Raw genomic sequence first — 17,074 nt, 5'->3', positions numbered from 1 at the left:
CCCCCGGGTTGTGAGGAAGAGACCGACTAAATATCCCACAAAGAAAAATGCCAGTCAGCTTAACTGACTGGCATTAGCCACAAGGGCGGTTTTTTTAAATTGTAGATAAGGGTCAGGAACCTTTAACCAGTACCGACACTTTTTCGATCCCAGCAATTTTAACCTGGTTCATTACTTCAACCACGGTGCCATGCTCAGTATCTTCGTGAGCCTGGATAGCTGCTGAATCTGTGTTGTTCTCAGCCAGAAACGTCTGCGTGTTTGCGACAACACGGCGAATATCTACTTCACGGCCACCCATCATGATAGTGCCATTGGCGTCGATGCGAATAGACAATGACTTGGTTGGGTTCTGATTGTTTGACTGATTATCTTCAGGACGGTTTACATCCAATCCTTTTTCTTTCACGAACGAGGTCGTAACAATGAAGAAAATCAACATGATGAACACAATGTCCAACATGGGCGTCATGTCAATCTGAGCCTCGTCATCGGCCGTAGTATGCTTTTTTCTTTTCATCTCGTATTCTTTCTTCTCTTACGTTCGAGCACATTAGTATACTGTTTGTAACAAAAATGGATAGGGTTTTGTACAAATCAGAGTACGACTTAACACTTGTTGCTGAAAATATAGACAAAAACCACTGAAAGTTATTTACATTTCAGGGGGATTTGATCGCCAAAGCGGCACCTAACTGGTAAAAATACAACATCAATGCCTGATTGAGCTGAATACGCAAATTACCATGAGGGGAGATCCCAAGTCTAGCCCGCGGGCGATTTTTCTGGCTGGGTTCGCGTTTATGCGCCATTCCAGACAAATTAAGGCGTATTTTTTGTGATTTTTGATTAAGCGATCCGACAATCATTTATATTGATCGGTGTGCGATCGGAAGTTCCAGATGTGGCAGGAATTGCAGGTTACGGATCCCTGCTTTCCGCGTAATAGCGAGTAGAGGAAAAGTGACTTTTCGTTCAGGTGATATGTCTGCCTGCAAATGAAAACTTAATGTGCTTTTTAAAAAACTCTGATGTTATCTTACTGGAATAGATGAGGGGCGGGCAGGCGCAACGATGTTAAACTGCGGCACTCTGAAATTTTCAGCTTACCTTTTTACTATAATATACCCCGTTAGGGTTTTTTTAAGCAATTTGCCATAAAGCAACGGAGAGTCATGTGGGCGGTACGGATAAAAAAAATGCTCAGTTAATCGTAGGTGTGGGGGCGTCAGCCGGCGGTTTGGACGCACTGAAACGCTTTTTCACGCATGTACCTGCCGATGCTCCTATTGCTTTTATTGTGGTTCAGCATCTGGACCCGAGTCACAGGAGTATGCTGGCTGATATTCTGGCCCGGGATTGTCAGTTCCGCTTCTGTCAGGCGCAGGACAATCAGGAGATTAAAGGTGGAAATGCCTATGTTATTCCGCCAGGCAAGTTTATTGAAGTTGTTGACGGGAAAGTAAAGCTTGTCGATCAATCCGACGTCAATGGAACACGACAAGCAGTAGATCATTTATTTCGATCCCTGGCTGATGTTTATAAGAGGAAGTCGGTAGGGGTGTTATTTTCAGGTACCGGTAGCGACGGCACTGCTGGCCTCAGAGCACTGAAGGCGGCTGGTGGCTTAACGCTTGTTCAGCATCCTGAAACCGCAGACTATCCAGGCATGCCTGAGTCAGCAATTGATGCTGGCGTGGTCGATGAAATCCTTCCTGTTGAAGACATTCCGAGATTGCTACTGAAGTATGCAGCGCATCCTTATCATCAGACCGAAAATCAAGACAAGTTTACCGACACACAGGACATCACGCAGATTCGGGCGCTGTTGAAAGCACAGGAAGGTTTTGATCTTAGTCAGTATAAAGACAGCACAGTAAAGCGCAGGCTGTTTCGCAGGATGAGCCTTACCGGAATGACAAGTTCTTCTGCTTATCTTTCAGGTTTGAGAGACAGTGAGAAGGAGCGCCGTGAATTAATTCGTGATCTATTAATCAACGTGACAGATTTCTTTCGGGACCGTGAAGCATTTGAAGAACTCGATAGCAAAGTCATTGCGAATATTGTGGATGAGGTAGAAGAAGGTAGAGATGTCCGCGTTTGGGTAGCAGGATGTGCCACCGGTGAAGAAGCGTATACGTTAGCGATGCTATTTCTTGAGCAGATTGAAAAATCGGATAAAGAACTGGGCCTTCGCATTTTTGCGACCGATATAGATGAAGAAGCCATTCAAACAGCAAGGCGAGGTATCTATTCCAACAGTGTTATCTCTGAAATACCAGAAGCGTTTGTTGATAAGTATTTTACGGTAAACAATGACGGCTATGTACAGGTAAACAGCCGGATCCGTGACGTCATTTCCTTCGCTCAACAGAATGTGTATGTAGACCCTCCGTTTTCAAAACTCCATTTAGTCAGCTGTCGAAATTTGCTGATTTATTTACAGCAGCCTGCGCAAAAGCGAGTGATGAAATCCTTTTTTTACTCACTCGTGCCTGAGGGGTATTTATTCTTAGGTAGTTCAGAAAGTATTGGGGAACAAAAGGATCTCTTTAGCCCCCTATCAAAAAAGTGGCGCATTTACTGTCGTAAACAACGAGACAATGTAAAAAATTACCCGTCAGTGTTGCCCGCTTTCTCTAGTGGAAAAGAAAATAGAGACAAGTTACAAACTAAACGTGAGGTCAAGCAGCAGAGTCAGGATAACTGGGTGCAGCAAACGTTACTTATGGCAGTCAGGCCTTCAGTCATTGTTGATGACCAGAACGGTATTACTTATTTCCACGGCAACGTGAACCGGTTTTTACGACTGCCCGAAGAGGGTCAGGCAGCGCTGAACCTTTACTCAATGCTTCATCCTGATATTCGCACCCGGATGCGAAGTGGAATCTATAAGGCGAGAAAATCCGGTGAAAAGGTAACGGTTAACTTCCCGCTGCCAACAAAACCGGAAAACGATCACCTTAATTATCGCTGTATTATTACGCCATCATCATACGGTAATCGAGAACACGGCAGTGTGGTTATCTCTTTCGAAGAACTGTTGCCGGAGCTACATGAGACGGAGATTTCTTCTGACACGCTGAGCCATCACGATCAGGACAGCATGATAGAGTCGATTGAACGGGAACTTCGAGAAACCAAGGAGGAACTGCAAAACACGATAGAAGAGCTGGAAACCAGTACCGAAGAGTTAAAGGCAGCACATGAGGAAGCATTGTCGACCAATGAAGAGCTTCAGTCATCTAACGAAGAGTTAGAAGCGAGTACCGAGGAACTGCGTTCGCTCAATGAAGAGCTGACCACAGTCAATGCGCAGCTAAAAGACAAAATTGACGAATTATCGTCAACCCATGACGACATAAAGAACTTTTTTGCCAGCACCAATCTGGCAACTATTTTTCTGTCCAGTGAACTGAAGATTAAGCGGTACACTCCTGCTGCCGAGCGACTGTTGAGAATAGGAACACAGGATATCGACAAGCCAATAGATGCGGTGTGTCGCGCACTGATTGATGAAGATACGCTGGAGGAAGCAAAGCGGGTGCTCGACAGCCTGGAGTCCAGCGAGCGTCAGCTCAAAGCTGATGATAAGTGGTTTATTCGCAAAATCCTGCCTTACCAGACTGAGTCGAGAAAAGTCGATGGCGTGGTGATTACGTTCATTGATGTGACCGCGCTGAAAGCCACCGCCGACAGACTGAAAGTCAGCAGTGAACAGCATGCGGTTATCGCCAAACTGGGTTTGAAAGCCTTAAGTACCGAAGATACTGCGAATTTAATAGATCAGTTGGTTCGGGAGGTCGCGCACACGCTTGATGTTGAATACTGCAAAGTGCTTGAGTATTTGCCTGAAGAGGAGCAGTTGCTTGTCAAAGCCGGAGTGGGTTGGGATAGCGGCGTAGTCGGTAAAGCGAAAGTAGCTGCGACCAATGCCTCTCAGAGCGGATTTGCGCTTTCGACTACCGAACCGGTCATTGTTGAAGACCTGATGACTGAGCAACGTTTCTCCAGCTCCGAGTTATTGAGCGACCATAAAGTCGTAAGCGGTATGAGTTGCATCATTGAATATAACAATAGTCCGTACGGTGTTCTCAGTGTGCATACGAAGGAGAAACGAACGTTTAATCAGGAAGATGTGCATTTCATCATGTCTGCCGCCAATATTTTATCCGTTGCCTTACATCGAAAGAGTATGGAGAAGCAGCTCAAGGCCAATGAGAACCGACTACGAATCGCGAAAGACTCAGCAAATATGGGCTCATTTGAATGGAATATTGGTGATGACAAAATCTACTGGGACGAGTTGCTTTCAAAAATTTGGGGCTTTGATAGCTGCATTGTTACTTATAATGAGTTCATTCAGGGCGTGCATAAAGACGACAGAGAGTCAGTTAATAAGAATATAGCGAAAGCTCAGGATCCCGAGGGAGACGGCCACTATCATGCTTTATACCGAGTCATAAACGCCCGCACCGGTCTTACCACCTGGATTGAAGCTAACGGACAAATTGTATTCGACGCTGATAAGTCGAGAAAGCTCATCGGCATGGTCGTTGATGTGACGGAGCAGCGTAAGATTGAAGCATCGCTTAAAAATGCCGTAAAAGAGTTACAAAATGCCAACGAAAAGAAAAACGAGTTTCTGGCTACGTTAGGGCATGAAATACGTAACCCGCTGGCATCTATCAGCGCCGCAGTCCAGATAATTGAACAGGACAGAAGCAGAATCGACTGGGCGCTGGGTATCATGAATAGCAACGTAACGCTGGTGTCGATGTTGTTAGATGGTTTACTCGATCTCACCCGAATTTCAAGGGGCGAGGTACGCTTAGAGAAGGCGATAACTAATGTTAACGTGTTGCTCAGTGATGTGGTTCAGAATTTCACGTCTTCCATACAACAAGCCCATCAGGAGCTTCTGTTGGAGTTGCCGGAAAACAACATACTGACGCGTCTCGATAAACTGAGAGTTCAGCAGGTTATCAACAACGTTATTAGTAACGCATCGAAGTTCACACCCGATAATGGTCGTATTGTGGTAAGGCTCCTGAGTTCGAAAGACACGTTTTCGATACAGGTAGAAGACAGCGGTATTGGCCTGGACATGCAATTTAAAGATAAAGTGTTTGAACCCTTCCAACAAATCAAGGAAAACACAACACGGCAGAACAATGGTCTTGGGATCGGGCTATCACTGGTGAAACAAATTGCGGAGCTTCATGATGGTACCGTGGCTATAGACAGTGAAGGGTTGGGATACGGTACCACGGTCACAGTAACGTTACCTCTTTCTGTCGACCCCAATACCACGGAAAAAGACATAGCACTGCCTCAACCTGCTATTGCCTCTTCTGATTTACAGGCATTAAAAAAGTTGCGCGTTATGCTGGTGGATGACAATGAAACGGTGTCAGACGGGCTTTCGCTCATCTTAAGTTTAAAGGGGTGTGAAGTGGCTGTGTATAACACGGGGCAGGAAGCGCTGAGTCGCTTCAGAGAGTTCAGTCCAAACGTGGCACTGCTGGATATTGGATTGCCTGATATGAGCGGTAATGACCTTGTTCGGTTGTTAAAACCAGAACTTCCGGAAAATACATTGTTTCTCGCAATTACCGGCTATGGTCATGCTGAGGCCCGACGTCTGACGACGGAAGCTGGCTTCGACGGGCATTTTAATAAGCCGGTTCAGGTCAATACCATTGTAAACGAACTACTTCGTTTCGCGGAAAAAGTGTAGAGCCTGAGCTTTCAGTTGCTATTCGCCTGAGCCCTTGGCATTTCGTGATTGCTTTCAGATTATGCCTGAATGCGTTACGCCGGTTTTGCTGCTAAGGCGACACCTAATTGGTAGAAATAAAGGGAAAATGCGTGATTGAGCAGACTTCGCAGATCACCCTGAGGATAGATCCCCAGTTTGGCTTCGGTGGATTTTTTCGTGCCCTGAACCAAAAATGCATTTTTAATGTGATGGTCCTGAATGCAGGCTTCGAAGGCCCGGGCAGCCATTTCCTGTGGCATAGCGTAATAATACATTTTTAACGCGCGATCGGCCTCGATGGAACGCGTCAGGTAGTGACTCGGCGTGTTCAGATCCTCTAAAAACATCAGTGAAAAGCAATTGCAAAGGGCGTCGTTCAGCGGGTGTGGTTGTTGCGACACATTATCCAGCCAGGCTTGTGAGGCAAAGCTACCGCTGCGGATCCCCGGGAATACCTTGCCTGCGATGTAGTGATCGAAGGCATGAAACCACTCGTGGGCAAGGGCGCCACCCCCTGCATTTTTTGCCAGTGCCAGCTGTCGCTTCGCCGAATTATAGTGTGCGCTGCTGTGTTTTTGACCGCCGTGGCCGAAAGCCAGTGACAGCGACCCGTTTAGCGAGATCACCTGTTCATTAATTTGCAGAATATCAATCAGATCATACAGGGCATCGAAGAACAGATTGGCTGCGATCTGCTGCTCCTGCGCCGTTACCCAGCGTCCTATAGTGATGCTGGAGAAATTAAATAATTTTCTGATGTCATTAAAGGAAACATCGGCACCATCGCGATGGCTGGCGCCGTTTCTGAAGTAGGTTTTATGGAGTCGGCCAGTGCTACTCACTGAGCTCTTCGAGTAGCTGGTGACACCAGGTATGAATGCGCTCGTCAGTCAGATCGTACTGGTTTTCGTCATCCAGCGACAAACCGACGAACTGAGACTTATCTTCTGTTAATGCCTTGGACTGCGCGAAGTCATAGCCCGTATTTGGCCAGAATCCGATAACGCGACAGCCTGACGGCTTGATCGCATCATGCAGCATGCCCAGTGCATCCTGAAACCAGTCGGTATAACCTACCTGGTCGCCAAGCCCGAACAGCGCGATAATTTTGTCGCTGAGATCCAGCTGATGCACCTCTTCCCAGTGTGATTCCCAGTCTTCCTGCAATTCACCGAAATCCCAGGTGGAGATCCCAAAGATCAGGATGTCATATTCTGCAGTCCGGTTAAGCGACGTTTCCTGGATGTTGTGCATGTCCACAACCTGATCGTCAAACAGCGCATTGAGCTGGGCCTGAATTTTCTCTGCCGCCATTTCGGTATAACAGGTAGTTGAACCGTAAAATAACCCGATTTTTAGCGCGCTATCACTCATGCGTTGCCCTCTTATTGCTCTTTGGGTGGTGTGTGCGGTGGGAATTCTACCGTTTCTCCACTCGCGCACAAGGCTTTGCAATGAACAGTAGTGTCATTTTCTTTTAACTCAAGTAAGCCGATGGCCGGTGCATTTAACAGCTCGCCGTCATGTCCGGCCGGCTCTCTCGCTCTGACGGACATGTTACGCCGACGGGTAAATACGTTTAACGGCGAGGAGGGGCTGTAAAGCAACCGGTTAAATCGGTCCAGCCAGGTAATGAGCGTATCCGGGAAGCAATTTTTAATACCACTGCAGGTAAATTGCGTGATATGCGGACTATTGCGGCGAAAGCGCAAACGTACGTCGTACACAAAAGAATAGTGCACGTCGCCTGATAAAATGATGAATTCCGGCGGGGTTTTAAAATGCCGGAAAATATTCAGCATGACGTTAGCCGTGCCTTTATGTGCCATCCAGTTTTCCGCATCTACGGTGAGGGCCTTGCCAAAAAATGTGAAGACTTTCTGAACGGCTTCAATAAACTTCACGCCATAAATGGGGGCGGCAGACACCACAATTACCGACTGTTTTCCAATCAGTGACTGCTGAAACTCACACAGTGCCTCCCAGTCCATCAACCCCGAGGGTTTGTTCAGGCTGGACTCTGAACGCCAGCGTCGGGTTCGGGTATCCATGACGTGGATAGAGGGGGTGGTATCTAACTGATAATGCCAGTCTTCAAAATCCAGCAGCATGTCGATGAACGCATCATGTTGTTGCAACCCCTCATTAGTGAAGGTTTTCTTTATATCGGGCTGCATGTCTTTGAATTTATCCGGACAATTCCCCCAGCCCTGACATAGCAGGTAGCCCATTAGCGCATTGCCGATCATCCGTTTAGACAGTGGATGTCCGTAGACTTCCTGCTCCCAGCCGCGTGTCAGGTTCCAGTCATCGGTAACGTCATGATCGTCGAAAATCATGTAGGTAGGAATATGGGCAAGGGTGCGCCTGATGCGCGGCAGGCAGTCGACAAAGCCCGTCAGATTTTCCTGCTCATGGGCATACAGCGGTTTATGACTGTCATTGACAGACGCATTGCCGGCGGTCACAAATGCCCAGGGAGCGTCAGACCAGACCAGCAAATACATGGCCATAACTTCCGCAAAGCTAATCAGGTGATTTTGCGCGTTGACCGAGGTGAACACCGGCTTTTTCTTTGCGCCAAAGAAAAGTTTTGAAAGCGCCGTATTGGTGCTGATTTTTGGCAGCAACTGCTCACGTTCGTAAAAATTATGCGGGTGTGATGGCAGCTCGTCACTGTGCGAGACTACGGCTCCTTCCAGTGGTTCACCATAAAGTCCCAACGCAGTAATAACATCCTGAATAGCATGCAGCATCGGACCGGCTACATCATCTGCATAGATCTGATCGCCGGTCATCAGCAGCAGGTCCGGGCGACGCTTATCGCTTCTGATAGCGCTTTCGAGCAGGCTGTCTACCCGCGTTAGCGCATCCTGTCCACAATGGTGTGGTTTTCGACAGGAGCCGTGCAGCACCTGCTTAAGCTGAGGTTGCCAGCAAAAGCTCAGCGTAGAGGTGCCGGGATAAAATAATCCGGCTTTGGTGTCTTCCCAGCTGGACTGAAAGGCTGAGTCTTCAAACGTCAACTCGTAGTGAACCGGCACGTTAGCTTCAATCGGTGTGTTATGGTCAATACGGATCATGCCCACGAACGCCCGGGAGCCGACCGGTACGTAGTCGATACCGGATGTTGCATCCACTGCCTGTGCGTGTTGCTGCAAAGCCACGTGGCCCGCCACAGGGGCTGATGTCACGATCCACAGAAAACTGCATTTACTGCTCACATGCCTGACGATTGGGCCTGCCAGTACGGCAGGGACTTCTGGCTTAGTAATAACGTTGCCTCACTTACCGGTAATATCAACTTGCAAAGCGCGGTCGCGCGCTTTTATTTCTATAGGCTTACCATACCGCTTTTTTCAAAATGAGATAATGACTTTTTTGTCAGTAAGTTTGTCTGTTTGCGATGAGTTTCACCCTGATAGCACTGCGCAGCATTGGCACTGCCTGGTGCGGTGGGTATACTTCATCCCGATGTCTTCCACATCTATAACTACGCAGCAGATTTACCGCCGGATTGGCAGGTAACGCTGTCATATTCCCTTTTTCATTAACAGGGAAGGTGGACATAGTAGTATCGTGGCTTTTGGCCCTACCTATTCTCAACGATTCAAGCAGCTACAGGAATTGCGCGCTAATGATAAAACAAACTACCGCTGTTGTGATGCTGACGATAAGCCTTGCCGGGTGTTCAGACGCGCCGGACAACCTACCCGAAGCGAAAGTCGACGCGTTGCCGACGGTATTAACTGTCCAGGGGCAATGGATTAAAGAAGCTGACGGCAGCATCATGGCCGATCCGCAAACTTCAGGACTAACTCACGTCAACGGCATGCTGGCGACACTGTCTGATGCCAGCGCACAAACTGACCAACAGCGTCGAATTCACATGCTTAATCCCACGGATGCTACGCTGACTCCGAAGCCAGAGTCTATGCGGATGGCAGCCGAAGTGCGTCGCAGCTGTTTTGCGAATTATTTAAAGGAAGAACCGGACTTAGAAGCGCTGGTTGTCGATCCGCAAAATGAACAGGTATTTTATACCGTTACCGAGGATGCCACGCGTACCGGCGCATTGTCGGTTCGCTGTCAGCAGCGGTTTGCGGAAACGGGCTCGACCGATTATCCAACCTTGTTGGTCAGGCTGTATCGGGACGACGACGGCACCACCACAATGACAAATGTGCGCCCGTTGTCTTTTCCTGCCAGCTTTGAGGTAGGAGATTTTCCTAATGACGGCATCGAGGGAATGGCGATGACGCCGGCGCGTTTGTTATATCTTGGCCTTGAGAAAGACAAAGCCGGTCAGCCCAGAATTTTTTCAGTGCAGATGGATGAGGCATTTTGGGAGAGTCAGGACTTTATTGAAGTCACCGAACCGCAGCTTGCCGTGCCGCAGTTTGAAAGTGGCAATCACCCGATTAATGGTCTTGAGTATTACTATCACGAGCCATCGCAGCAGGGCTTTTTACTGGCGGCGGCCCGTAACGACAACGAGCTTTGGGTGATTAGCGAGAATAATACGCGAGCGACAGCGCGCATCGCCATGCAGTTTGCGGCACCGGTTGAAGAGGCTGCGGACAATTGTTCCGCGACAGAAGTAATGGACAACGTCTCAATCGAAGGGCTGGCGGTGATCGACAGCACACTTTGGCTGATTAACGATCCGTGGAAGAAAAATTACCTGAAAAATGTGCAGTGTGGTGCGAATCAGAGCCGCTATGAGGCAATGGCGCCATTATTGTTTTCTGTGCCTCTGGATGAAGCCTGGTTTATCGAATGACACGGTAATAGCAGGCTGCATTGATGTGTGGTTTCTCTTAGCTAAACACACAATGCGGACAGGGGGCACGACGCACCGTGAAAGCAGTTATGCTAAAGGCTGTCTCCAGACGTGCCCCCTGGCGCTGGCAGCAGACAAAAAAACGCCGCAATAACGATTGCGGCGTTTTGTCTTTAAGCTTCATCTTTTCTCACGCCCTGCCAACACTGCGCGTCGTCAGGCGGATGGTTAACGTAACCGGGAGGCAAATGTCTTTTTGAATTTTGCCAGCTTGGGGGCAACAACCATTGCACAATAATGATTCTGTGGATTATTTTTGAAGTAGTTCTGATGATAATCTTCAGCAGGGTGATAATTATTAATTGGCTCAACCTCAGTAACGATAGGATCGGGCCAAATCTCATCGTCAGTCATTTCCTGAATAATCGCTTCTGCCTGGTGCCGCTGTTCGTCATTATGATAAAAAATGGCGCTGCGGTATTGCGTGCCAACATCGTTACCCTGACGATTCAGTTGTGTTGGATCGTGCAGCGCAAAGAAAATCTCCAGGATTTCCCGGTACGAGATGCTGTCGGCATCAAAAGTAACCTGTACTACTTCTGCGTGGCCGGTATCGCCACGGCAAACCGCCTCATAACTCGGCGAGTCACTCTGTCCGCCGGCATAACCTGAAATAGCACTATCAACCCCGTCAACGCTGTTAAACGCGGATTCTATGCACCAAAAACAGCCACCGGCTAATGTCGCGACCTGGTGATTTGCCATATACTTTTCCTCACATCTTATGGTGACTTAACTTTCACAGAGTGTGGGTGCTGTCAGCGGGAAACTCAAGGGTTTCCGTTATGCCAAAACGCGCTAAATTATTTTTATGCACGTAGTTATGGTCATTTTCCTCAAACGACATAAGACATGCCCGTGGGCGTCGATATCGAAATGAGTGACGTATTACACAAGTTTAATTTTCTCTGCAAAGATTGCTGTGGCAACGTTCAGCGGACGTTTCATCCCGAAATGGGCTGACGCGATGATCAGTGCAGGTCGCGATACAGTAATTAACGTACATCAAATCATTCCGTAAATCGTGATGCGTCGGCTGCCCGGAAGCTATCTTGTAGTAAAAGTCCGCCGGCGTGAAAACCTTAATAGCAGCCTGAGGAAACAATGATTATTTTTTATGACGGATATTGTCCGCTGTGCCAGGCAGAAATGCGTCATCTTAAAAAGTATGACGAAGACCAGGCTATTCAGTTTGAAGACATTCAGGCTGAAAATTTCAAGCGTCGCTTTCCTGATCTCGACTGGCACGAACTGAATGCCAGAATACACGTTCAGCTACCTGATGGCACTTTGGTGACGGGGCTTGATGCAACTCACAAAGCGTGGGCAGCGGTTGGTAAAGGATGGCTGTATGCGCCCCTTCGGTGGCCAGGCATTCGTATTGTGGCGGATTACTTTTACACCCTGTTTGCCCGTCACCGGTACACCATCTCTTACTGGTTAACGGGTAAGAAACGCCCTTGTGAGAGTGCGTGCAACGTGGAGAAGAAACATGAGTGAAGTCAGTCTTATTATTGGCGCGTCCGGTGGGATAGGTCGTGAACTGGTGTCGCAGCTGGCAGAAAATGGCGATAAGGTTATTGCGGTATCCAGAAGTGGCTTTGCAGACGACAAGTGGCCGGAAAACGTGACCAGCGTGACCTGCGACAGCAATGAGGAATCCCAGATAGCCGAGGTGGTGAAAAAGCTGAAATCCGATGACCAAACTGTCAGGCTGGCGGTTTGCACTGTGGGTATGTTGCATGGCGAGGTCGATGGCGTCGACGTGCAACCCGAAAAGCAACTTGAGGCACTGAATGAAAAGCAGCTTTCGGCTTACTTTTCTGTCAATACCATCATCCCTTCGCTATGGGTAAAACACTTAGTGAACGTGATGAGCGACAGGGCTGTGCTTGCTTGTCTGAGTGCAAGAGTGGGCAGTATCAGTGACAACCGGTTAGGTGGATGGTATGGCTACCGGGCATCGAAGGCTGCCCTAAATATGATGATAAAAACAGCCGCCATTGAATATGGGCGACGTGCTAAAGGCACCGCGTTGGTGTGTTATCACCCAGGGACCGTAGACACGGCGCTGTCGGAACCGTTTCAGGCCAACGTCAAACCGGAAAAGCTTTTCACGCCAGAATTCACCGTGTCACAGCTGTTGAAAATTACCCGCGATCTAAACCCTAAAGAAGGGCCTTATTATCTCGACTGGGACGGCGAAGCCATTAACTGGTGACAGGATTCAATACGTGGCAGCAGGATACAACACGCCTTTGCTCCATAAAGGCTCCCCATCCTGAGGCCGCCTGACGCTACCCGGGGCATAATGAAGCGCCGCCATTCAGACGGCTTTTTTTAAGATATCCCATGGTTTCACCATTCCCGTACGCCAGCGTATACGCCGGAGCAGTCTGCTCACACGTTTAACATCAAGACATTTAAAAAATCTGCTGTTAACATGCTCTGCTCGGGATGAACGTGCAGAGTACTGGTAGCACGCGTATCAGCGGCGTTACCGTCATTCTACCGACAATAAAAAAGCGTTTGCCCGCGACAACGATAACAATAAGTCAACAAGAGGAAACTGGGTATGAGCGGCGCCAGAGAACAGTTCGGATCGCGCATCGGTTTTATATTAGCAGCAGCAGGGTCTGCTGTCGGGATTGGAAATCTGGTTGGGTTTCCGGTAGGTGCGGCAAAAAACGGTGGTGGCGCGTTCTTGCTCATGTATGCCATTTTTGTATTCGCTATTTGTCTGCCGGTGATGCTGGCGGAGATGTCTGTGGGTCGTCATGCCCGAAAAGATCCGCTTGGCGCGTACCGTGACCTGAGCAACAACGCCACACACTGGAAACTGGCCGGCTGGCTGTCCATCATTACGCCGTTTATGATTGCGGTGTTTTATATGGTGATCACAGTGTGGATTTTTGGCTATCTGTTTGAGGCCGTGACCGGTGATCTGGAGGCGTTGGCAAACCCCGATACCTTCGGTACGTTTATTAATTCCCCGCGCATCTTTATTTATATGGCTGTGGTGGTCGCTGTGGTATATCTGATACTGCAGGGCGGTGTGAAAGAAGGTATCGAAAAGGCGGCGAAGCTACTCATGCCTGCGCTATTCGTCATGCTGATTGGCTTGGTTATTTTCGTGCTAATGCAGGATAACGCCATGGAAGGGGTGAAATTTTACCTCATTCCGGATTTCTCAAAAATCAATGCCTCCGTTGTGAATGGTGCGTTGTCTCAGGCCTTTTTCTCATTGTCACTGGGAATGGGGATCATGATCACATACGGCAGCTACATTGATAACCGCGCCGATGTGCCTAACTCAGCAAAGCTGGTGGCGCTGACTGACACCGCAGTGGCGTTTACTGCCGGCTTGATGATCCTGCCTGCTATTTTCTCTTTTAACCCCGATACCAACCCCGGGGAATTAAGCGAATCATCTATCGGCATGATCTTCACGTACCTGCCGCAAATCTTTCTGGCATTGCAGTCCAGCATTGGTTACTTAGGGGCTTCAGTGGTTGCGAGTTTGTTCTTCTTGTTGGTGTTTTTCGCGGCTATCACCTCGCTGGTATCCATTTTTGAAGTGCCGGTTGCCGCGTTGATGGACGAGAAAGACATGAACCGTAAACCAGCACTATTCATCCTGGGCGTAGGAATGATAGTGCTGGCCTGTTTGTGTGCACTGTCTTTTGGTTATGTTGATTTCCTGACAAGCTTTACCAGTTATGCGGATACACCCAAGTCGTTTTTCGACATCGTGTACGATGTGTTTTACGACACCATACTGCCGCTAAACGGTTTCCTGATTTGTATTTTCGTTATTTATCGCTGGAAAAAGGCGAACTTCAATGCATCGCTGGATCAGGGTGCTGCAAGTTATAAAGGCAGCTTTTTCGAACGCTATGTTGATATTTCAGTGGGCACGTTTATCCCGGTTATCCTGTTGATTATCTTCGTAAACACGGTGGCATTGAAATACTTTGGCGTGAGTTTATTTGGTTAAAGCACGACCGCCAGCAAAAGGCTAATAAGACCAGCCTCAGGCAAACTTCTGAGGTGTCAGTGTCCAGGGCTCAAAAGCAGATAACCGACGCTGCCGACCGAGGTCGTTAAGCGAAATAGTATGGTAAGAAAAAACGCCCGCATTGGTTGCGGGCGTTTTCGTTTTTGATAACCGTCAATGCAAAGCAGCGGGGTGGGCTTTAGATCATCTCTTCCACTGTCGGGTAGCCCGGAGCGACTCCCAACCGTTCCCAACTCCAGGTGGCGTCTACTTTTTTGCCTGTCGGTCCCGCGGTGGTGTCATCAAAGGTTGGTGGCGGCAAGCCTCTTTTATGGGCGCAGCGGCTGTAGTAGTCGCCTCGCTTCGGATGATTCAGGCTGCATAAATGCAGGATTTCGCCTTTGCCGCCGCGGGCGATAATTTGTTGTAGCGCCGCCGTGACATCATGAATATGGATAAGGTTGACCACCTTGTTGCCGCTACCAAAATGTTTTCCACTTAACATGTTCACCGGATGCCTGTCAGGGCCGGTGAGACCGGCTAGTCGTAAGATGGTAAAGCGATTGGCGGGGTAGCGTTGCAGATGGTTTTCAATGGCGACATGCGCCTTTGCAGACTCTGTCTGTGGATCCACCGGAGATGTCTCAGTCACGACACTGTTGGTCTCGTCTCCGTATACCGAGGTGGTACTGATAAATACTACCTGCCTGGCATCATGCTGCATAAAGCCGTCGATCAATGCGCACATCTGCTGACGGAAGTCCCCCAGATTCTGACTACGCCTGCCTGGCGGAATATTCAGAATTACCGTTGCGTCTTTACTTGCTTTAACTAACTGAGAGGGGTCATCACCGAGTGAAAAGCACATGGCGTTTATGCCGGCATCAGCTAACTTCTGTCGCTTCTCAGATGTCCGGGTGGTTGAGGTAATGTGTGATTCAGGGCAGGCGGCAGCGAGGTATCCACCTAGCCAGCCATGCCCACAGAGTACGAGATTGTGCTGCATAGTCGTTCCGGATAACTAACGGAAGGCTATGCTAGCACGGACGGTGTGGCAGGCTACATTTTTAGCGAGCCATTTTTCATTTCCAGCAGGTTCAGACCATCAAGACCATTAATGTGTTTTTGCATCTGGTTCTCGGCATAGTCAGCTTTTGCCAGTACTGCGCAAAGCTCGTCCGCTTTGCCTTCAAGCGCTTCGGCCTGTGCTTCTACCCGGTTCTCAATTGTCTCGCCAAAGCGTTCCATTTTTTGTTCAAACGCCTGCATATCACCATCGCCAAACATCATTTCGGTACCTATCGCAACCATGATGCGGCCTACCGATTGTGACACCAGCGACTCAACGCGTGCTTCAAACTCGTCTTCCCAGGCGTTGTCAAACCATCCCGGCTGATTAAACTCTGTTGAGTCTACGCGGATATTGCCCTGGTCATCGTAGAAGCGAATTTTCATTTCTTCGGACAAGCCATCGAACAGCTCACTAAACTCCATCACCATCTCGTCATCGGCACCGAGTAACTCGCCAAACACTTCACCAACTGCGGAGCTGGCAATCTCCAGACCTTCTGCGGCAATGTTCAGTGTCATCGGAATGGCAGTGTCGATTTGATCATAATAATCCTCTACCCAACGCTGCTGCTCCCTATCCAGAGACACAGATTCACCGTTAATGGTGAGTTCGTAGTCTTCGGTAATGGTCATGGTGCTGCCATTGTTCATTTCTACGGTTAGCAGACCTTTGTAATACTGAATGTTGCCATCCAGCTCTACATCGCAATGCTCATTATTGAATGTTGCATTTGCATTCGCTACGCCGGAAACCAGCAGGCCTGCTGCAACAAGAGACAACGTGGTACGTGTTTTCATGGTCAATCATTCCTTATATGCATGGAAGCTGATACTTCAGACGGTGTTACTATCAGCAAGTTACTGACTATCAGCAAAGCGCAGGCCATCTTGAAAAAAGTGTTTAAATACAGTTGGATAAAATTAATCACTACGTTTTTTCTCACTAAATAAAAACCTGGGTGTAGCGCACTCTGTTAATAATTGGTCAGATTGACTAAGATCAAAGTAGTGTTTTTTTTACCAAAGCAGCATATTCAAATTGTCGGCTTTGATGCATAATACGCGCAGCTTAAAGTAAGGGTAAATATGATGACTGATTGGACTAACGCAATTATGTTCGGTGTGATGCTCGTCGCGTTCACTTTGGGACTGAGCAGCATTATTATGGGATTCCTGTCGTCGGCGACAGGCAGTAAAGGCATGCAGGAAAAAATTGAATACGGTTTTTTCGGTGTTTCCGGATTGATAGTCTGCCTGATGCTGGGTTACGGTCTGGCGTAATGCCTGATTGCGATCTCTGATATACGAAAAAAACGGCGCTTTCAGCGCCGTTTTTTTATGTAGTCGGTCGCGAAGCGACAGAACACCACGGGTTTACCCGTGGATGAATGAGTCCGAGGCC

13 protein-coding genes are annotated in these 17,074 nt (G+C 48.5%); 6 read left to right on the top strand and 7 right to left on the bottom strand.

What is annotated here, in order from left to right:
• Positions 1-112: 112 nt before the first annotated feature.
• Positions 113-520, bottom strand: a complete 408-nt coding sequence (locus JKP77_RS21290) for an ExbD/TolR family protein (RefSeq protein ID WP_218313192.1) — start codon at positions 518-520, stop codon at positions 113-115.
• A 657-nt stretch (positions 521-1,177) separates the two neighbouring features.
• Here JKP77_RS21290 and JKP77_RS21285 point away from each other — a divergent pair.
• Positions 1,178-5,740 (top strand): chemotaxis protein CheB, encoded by a 4,563-nt coding sequence (locus JKP77_RS21285; protein WP_218313191.1) that lies wholly within the window; start codon positions 1,178-1,180, stop codon positions 5,738-5,740.
• A 74-nt stretch (positions 5,741-5,814) separates the two neighbouring features.
• On the opposite strand, the gene JKP77_RS21280 is transcribed toward JKP77_RS21285, so the two are convergent.
• From JKP77_RS21280 to JKP77_RS21270, 3 genes are read right to left on the bottom strand one after another with little or no spacing between them, the layout of a single operon-like run.
• Positions 5,815-6,603 carry a CLCA_X family protein gene (locus JKP77_RS21280; RefSeq protein ID WP_218313190.1) on the bottom strand — a complete coding sequence of 263 codons (789 nt, stop codon included), beginning with the start codon at positions 6,601-6,603 and terminating at the stop codon, positions 5,815-5,817.
• Positions 6,596-7,135 carry a flavodoxin FldB gene (gene fldB, locus JKP77_RS21275; protein ID WP_218313189.1) on the bottom strand — a complete coding sequence of 180 codons (540 nt, stop codon included), beginning with the start codon at positions 7,133-7,135 and terminating at the stop codon, positions 6,596-6,598. Before fldB ends, JKP77_RS21280 begins: the two co-directional genes overlap by 8 nt.
• Positions 7,136-7,146: 11 nt before the next feature.
• Entirely contained in the window at positions 7,147-8,985 is a 1,839-nt protein-coding gene (locus tag JKP77_RS21270) for a metallophosphoesterase family protein (protein WP_420840086.1), read from the bottom strand.
• A gap of 413 nt (positions 8,986-9,398) precedes the next feature.
• Here JKP77_RS21270 and JKP77_RS21265 point away from each other — a divergent pair, with 413 nt between their 5' ends.
• Complete coding sequence (locus JKP77_RS21265) at positions 9,399-10,544, top strand: hypothetical protein (RefSeq protein WP_218313188.1); 1,146 nt, start codon at positions 9,399-9,401, stop codon at positions 10,542-10,544.
• Between the two features lie 228 nt (positions 10,545-10,772).
• Here JKP77_RS21265 and msrA read toward each other — a convergent pair whose 3' ends face one another.
• On the bottom strand, positions 10,773-11,309 hold the full coding sequence (gene msrA / locus JKP77_RS21260) for a peptide-methionine (S)-S-oxide reductase MsrA (protein ID WP_218313187.1): 537 nt from the start codon (positions 11,307-11,309) through the stop codon (positions 10,773-10,775).
• A 399-nt stretch (positions 11,310-11,708) separates the two neighbouring features.
• Between msrA and JKP77_RS21255 the strand changes: the two genes are divergently transcribed.
• From JKP77_RS21255 to JKP77_RS21245, 3 genes are all read left to right on the top strand, one after another.
• Positions 11,709-12,104: a thiol-disulfide oxidoreductase DCC family protein gene (locus JKP77_RS21255; protein ID WP_218313186.1), complete on the top strand. Its 396-nt coding sequence runs from the start codon at positions 11,709-11,711 to the stop codon at positions 12,102-12,104.
• Positions 12,097-12,825 (top strand): SDR family NAD(P)-dependent oxidoreductase, encoded by a 729-nt coding sequence (locus tag JKP77_RS21250; RefSeq protein ID WP_218313185.1) that lies wholly within the window; start codon positions 12,097-12,099, stop codon positions 12,823-12,825. Before JKP77_RS21255 ends, JKP77_RS21250 begins: the two co-directional genes overlap by 8 nt.
• A 354-nt stretch (positions 12,826-13,179) precedes the next feature.
• Positions 13,180-14,601 carry a sodium-dependent transporter gene (locus tag JKP77_RS21245; RefSeq protein WP_218313184.1) on the top strand — a complete coding sequence of 474 codons (1,422 nt, stop codon included), beginning with the start codon at positions 13,180-13,182 and terminating at the stop codon, positions 14,599-14,601.
• Between the two features lie 199 nt (positions 14,602-14,800).
• Here the strand turns inward: JKP77_RS21245 and JKP77_RS21240 are convergent, their stop codons facing one another.
• Positions 14,801-15,607 (bottom strand): NAD-dependent epimerase/dehydratase family protein, encoded by an 807-nt coding sequence (locus JKP77_RS21240; RefSeq protein ID WP_218313183.1) that lies wholly within the window; start codon positions 15,605-15,607, stop codon positions 14,801-14,803.
• Between the two features lie 53 nt (positions 15,608-15,660).
• Positions 15,661-16,470 (bottom strand): YggN family protein, encoded by an 810-nt coding sequence (locus JKP77_RS21235; protein ID WP_218313182.1) that lies wholly within the window; start codon positions 16,468-16,470, stop codon positions 15,661-15,663.
• 291 nt (positions 16,471-16,761) lie between these two features.
• Here JKP77_RS21235 and JKP77_RS21230 point away from each other — a divergent pair, with 291 nt between their 5' ends.
• Positions 16,762-16,953: a hypothetical protein gene (locus tag JKP77_RS21230; RefSeq protein WP_218313193.1), complete on the top strand. Its 192-nt coding sequence runs from the start codon at positions 16,762-16,764 to the stop codon at positions 16,951-16,953.
• The last annotated feature ends 121 nt before the right edge of the window (positions 16,954-17,074 follow it).

Origin of the sequence: Alteromonas antoniana (assembly GCF_019249295.1) — a bacterium.
Lineage (GTDB): Bacteria > Pseudomonadota > Gammaproteobacteria > Enterobacterales > Alteromonadaceae > Alteromonas > Alteromonas antoniana.
The sequence above is the reverse complement of the archived record's forward strand: the minus strand, read 5'-3'. Positions and strand labels throughout refer to the sequence as shown.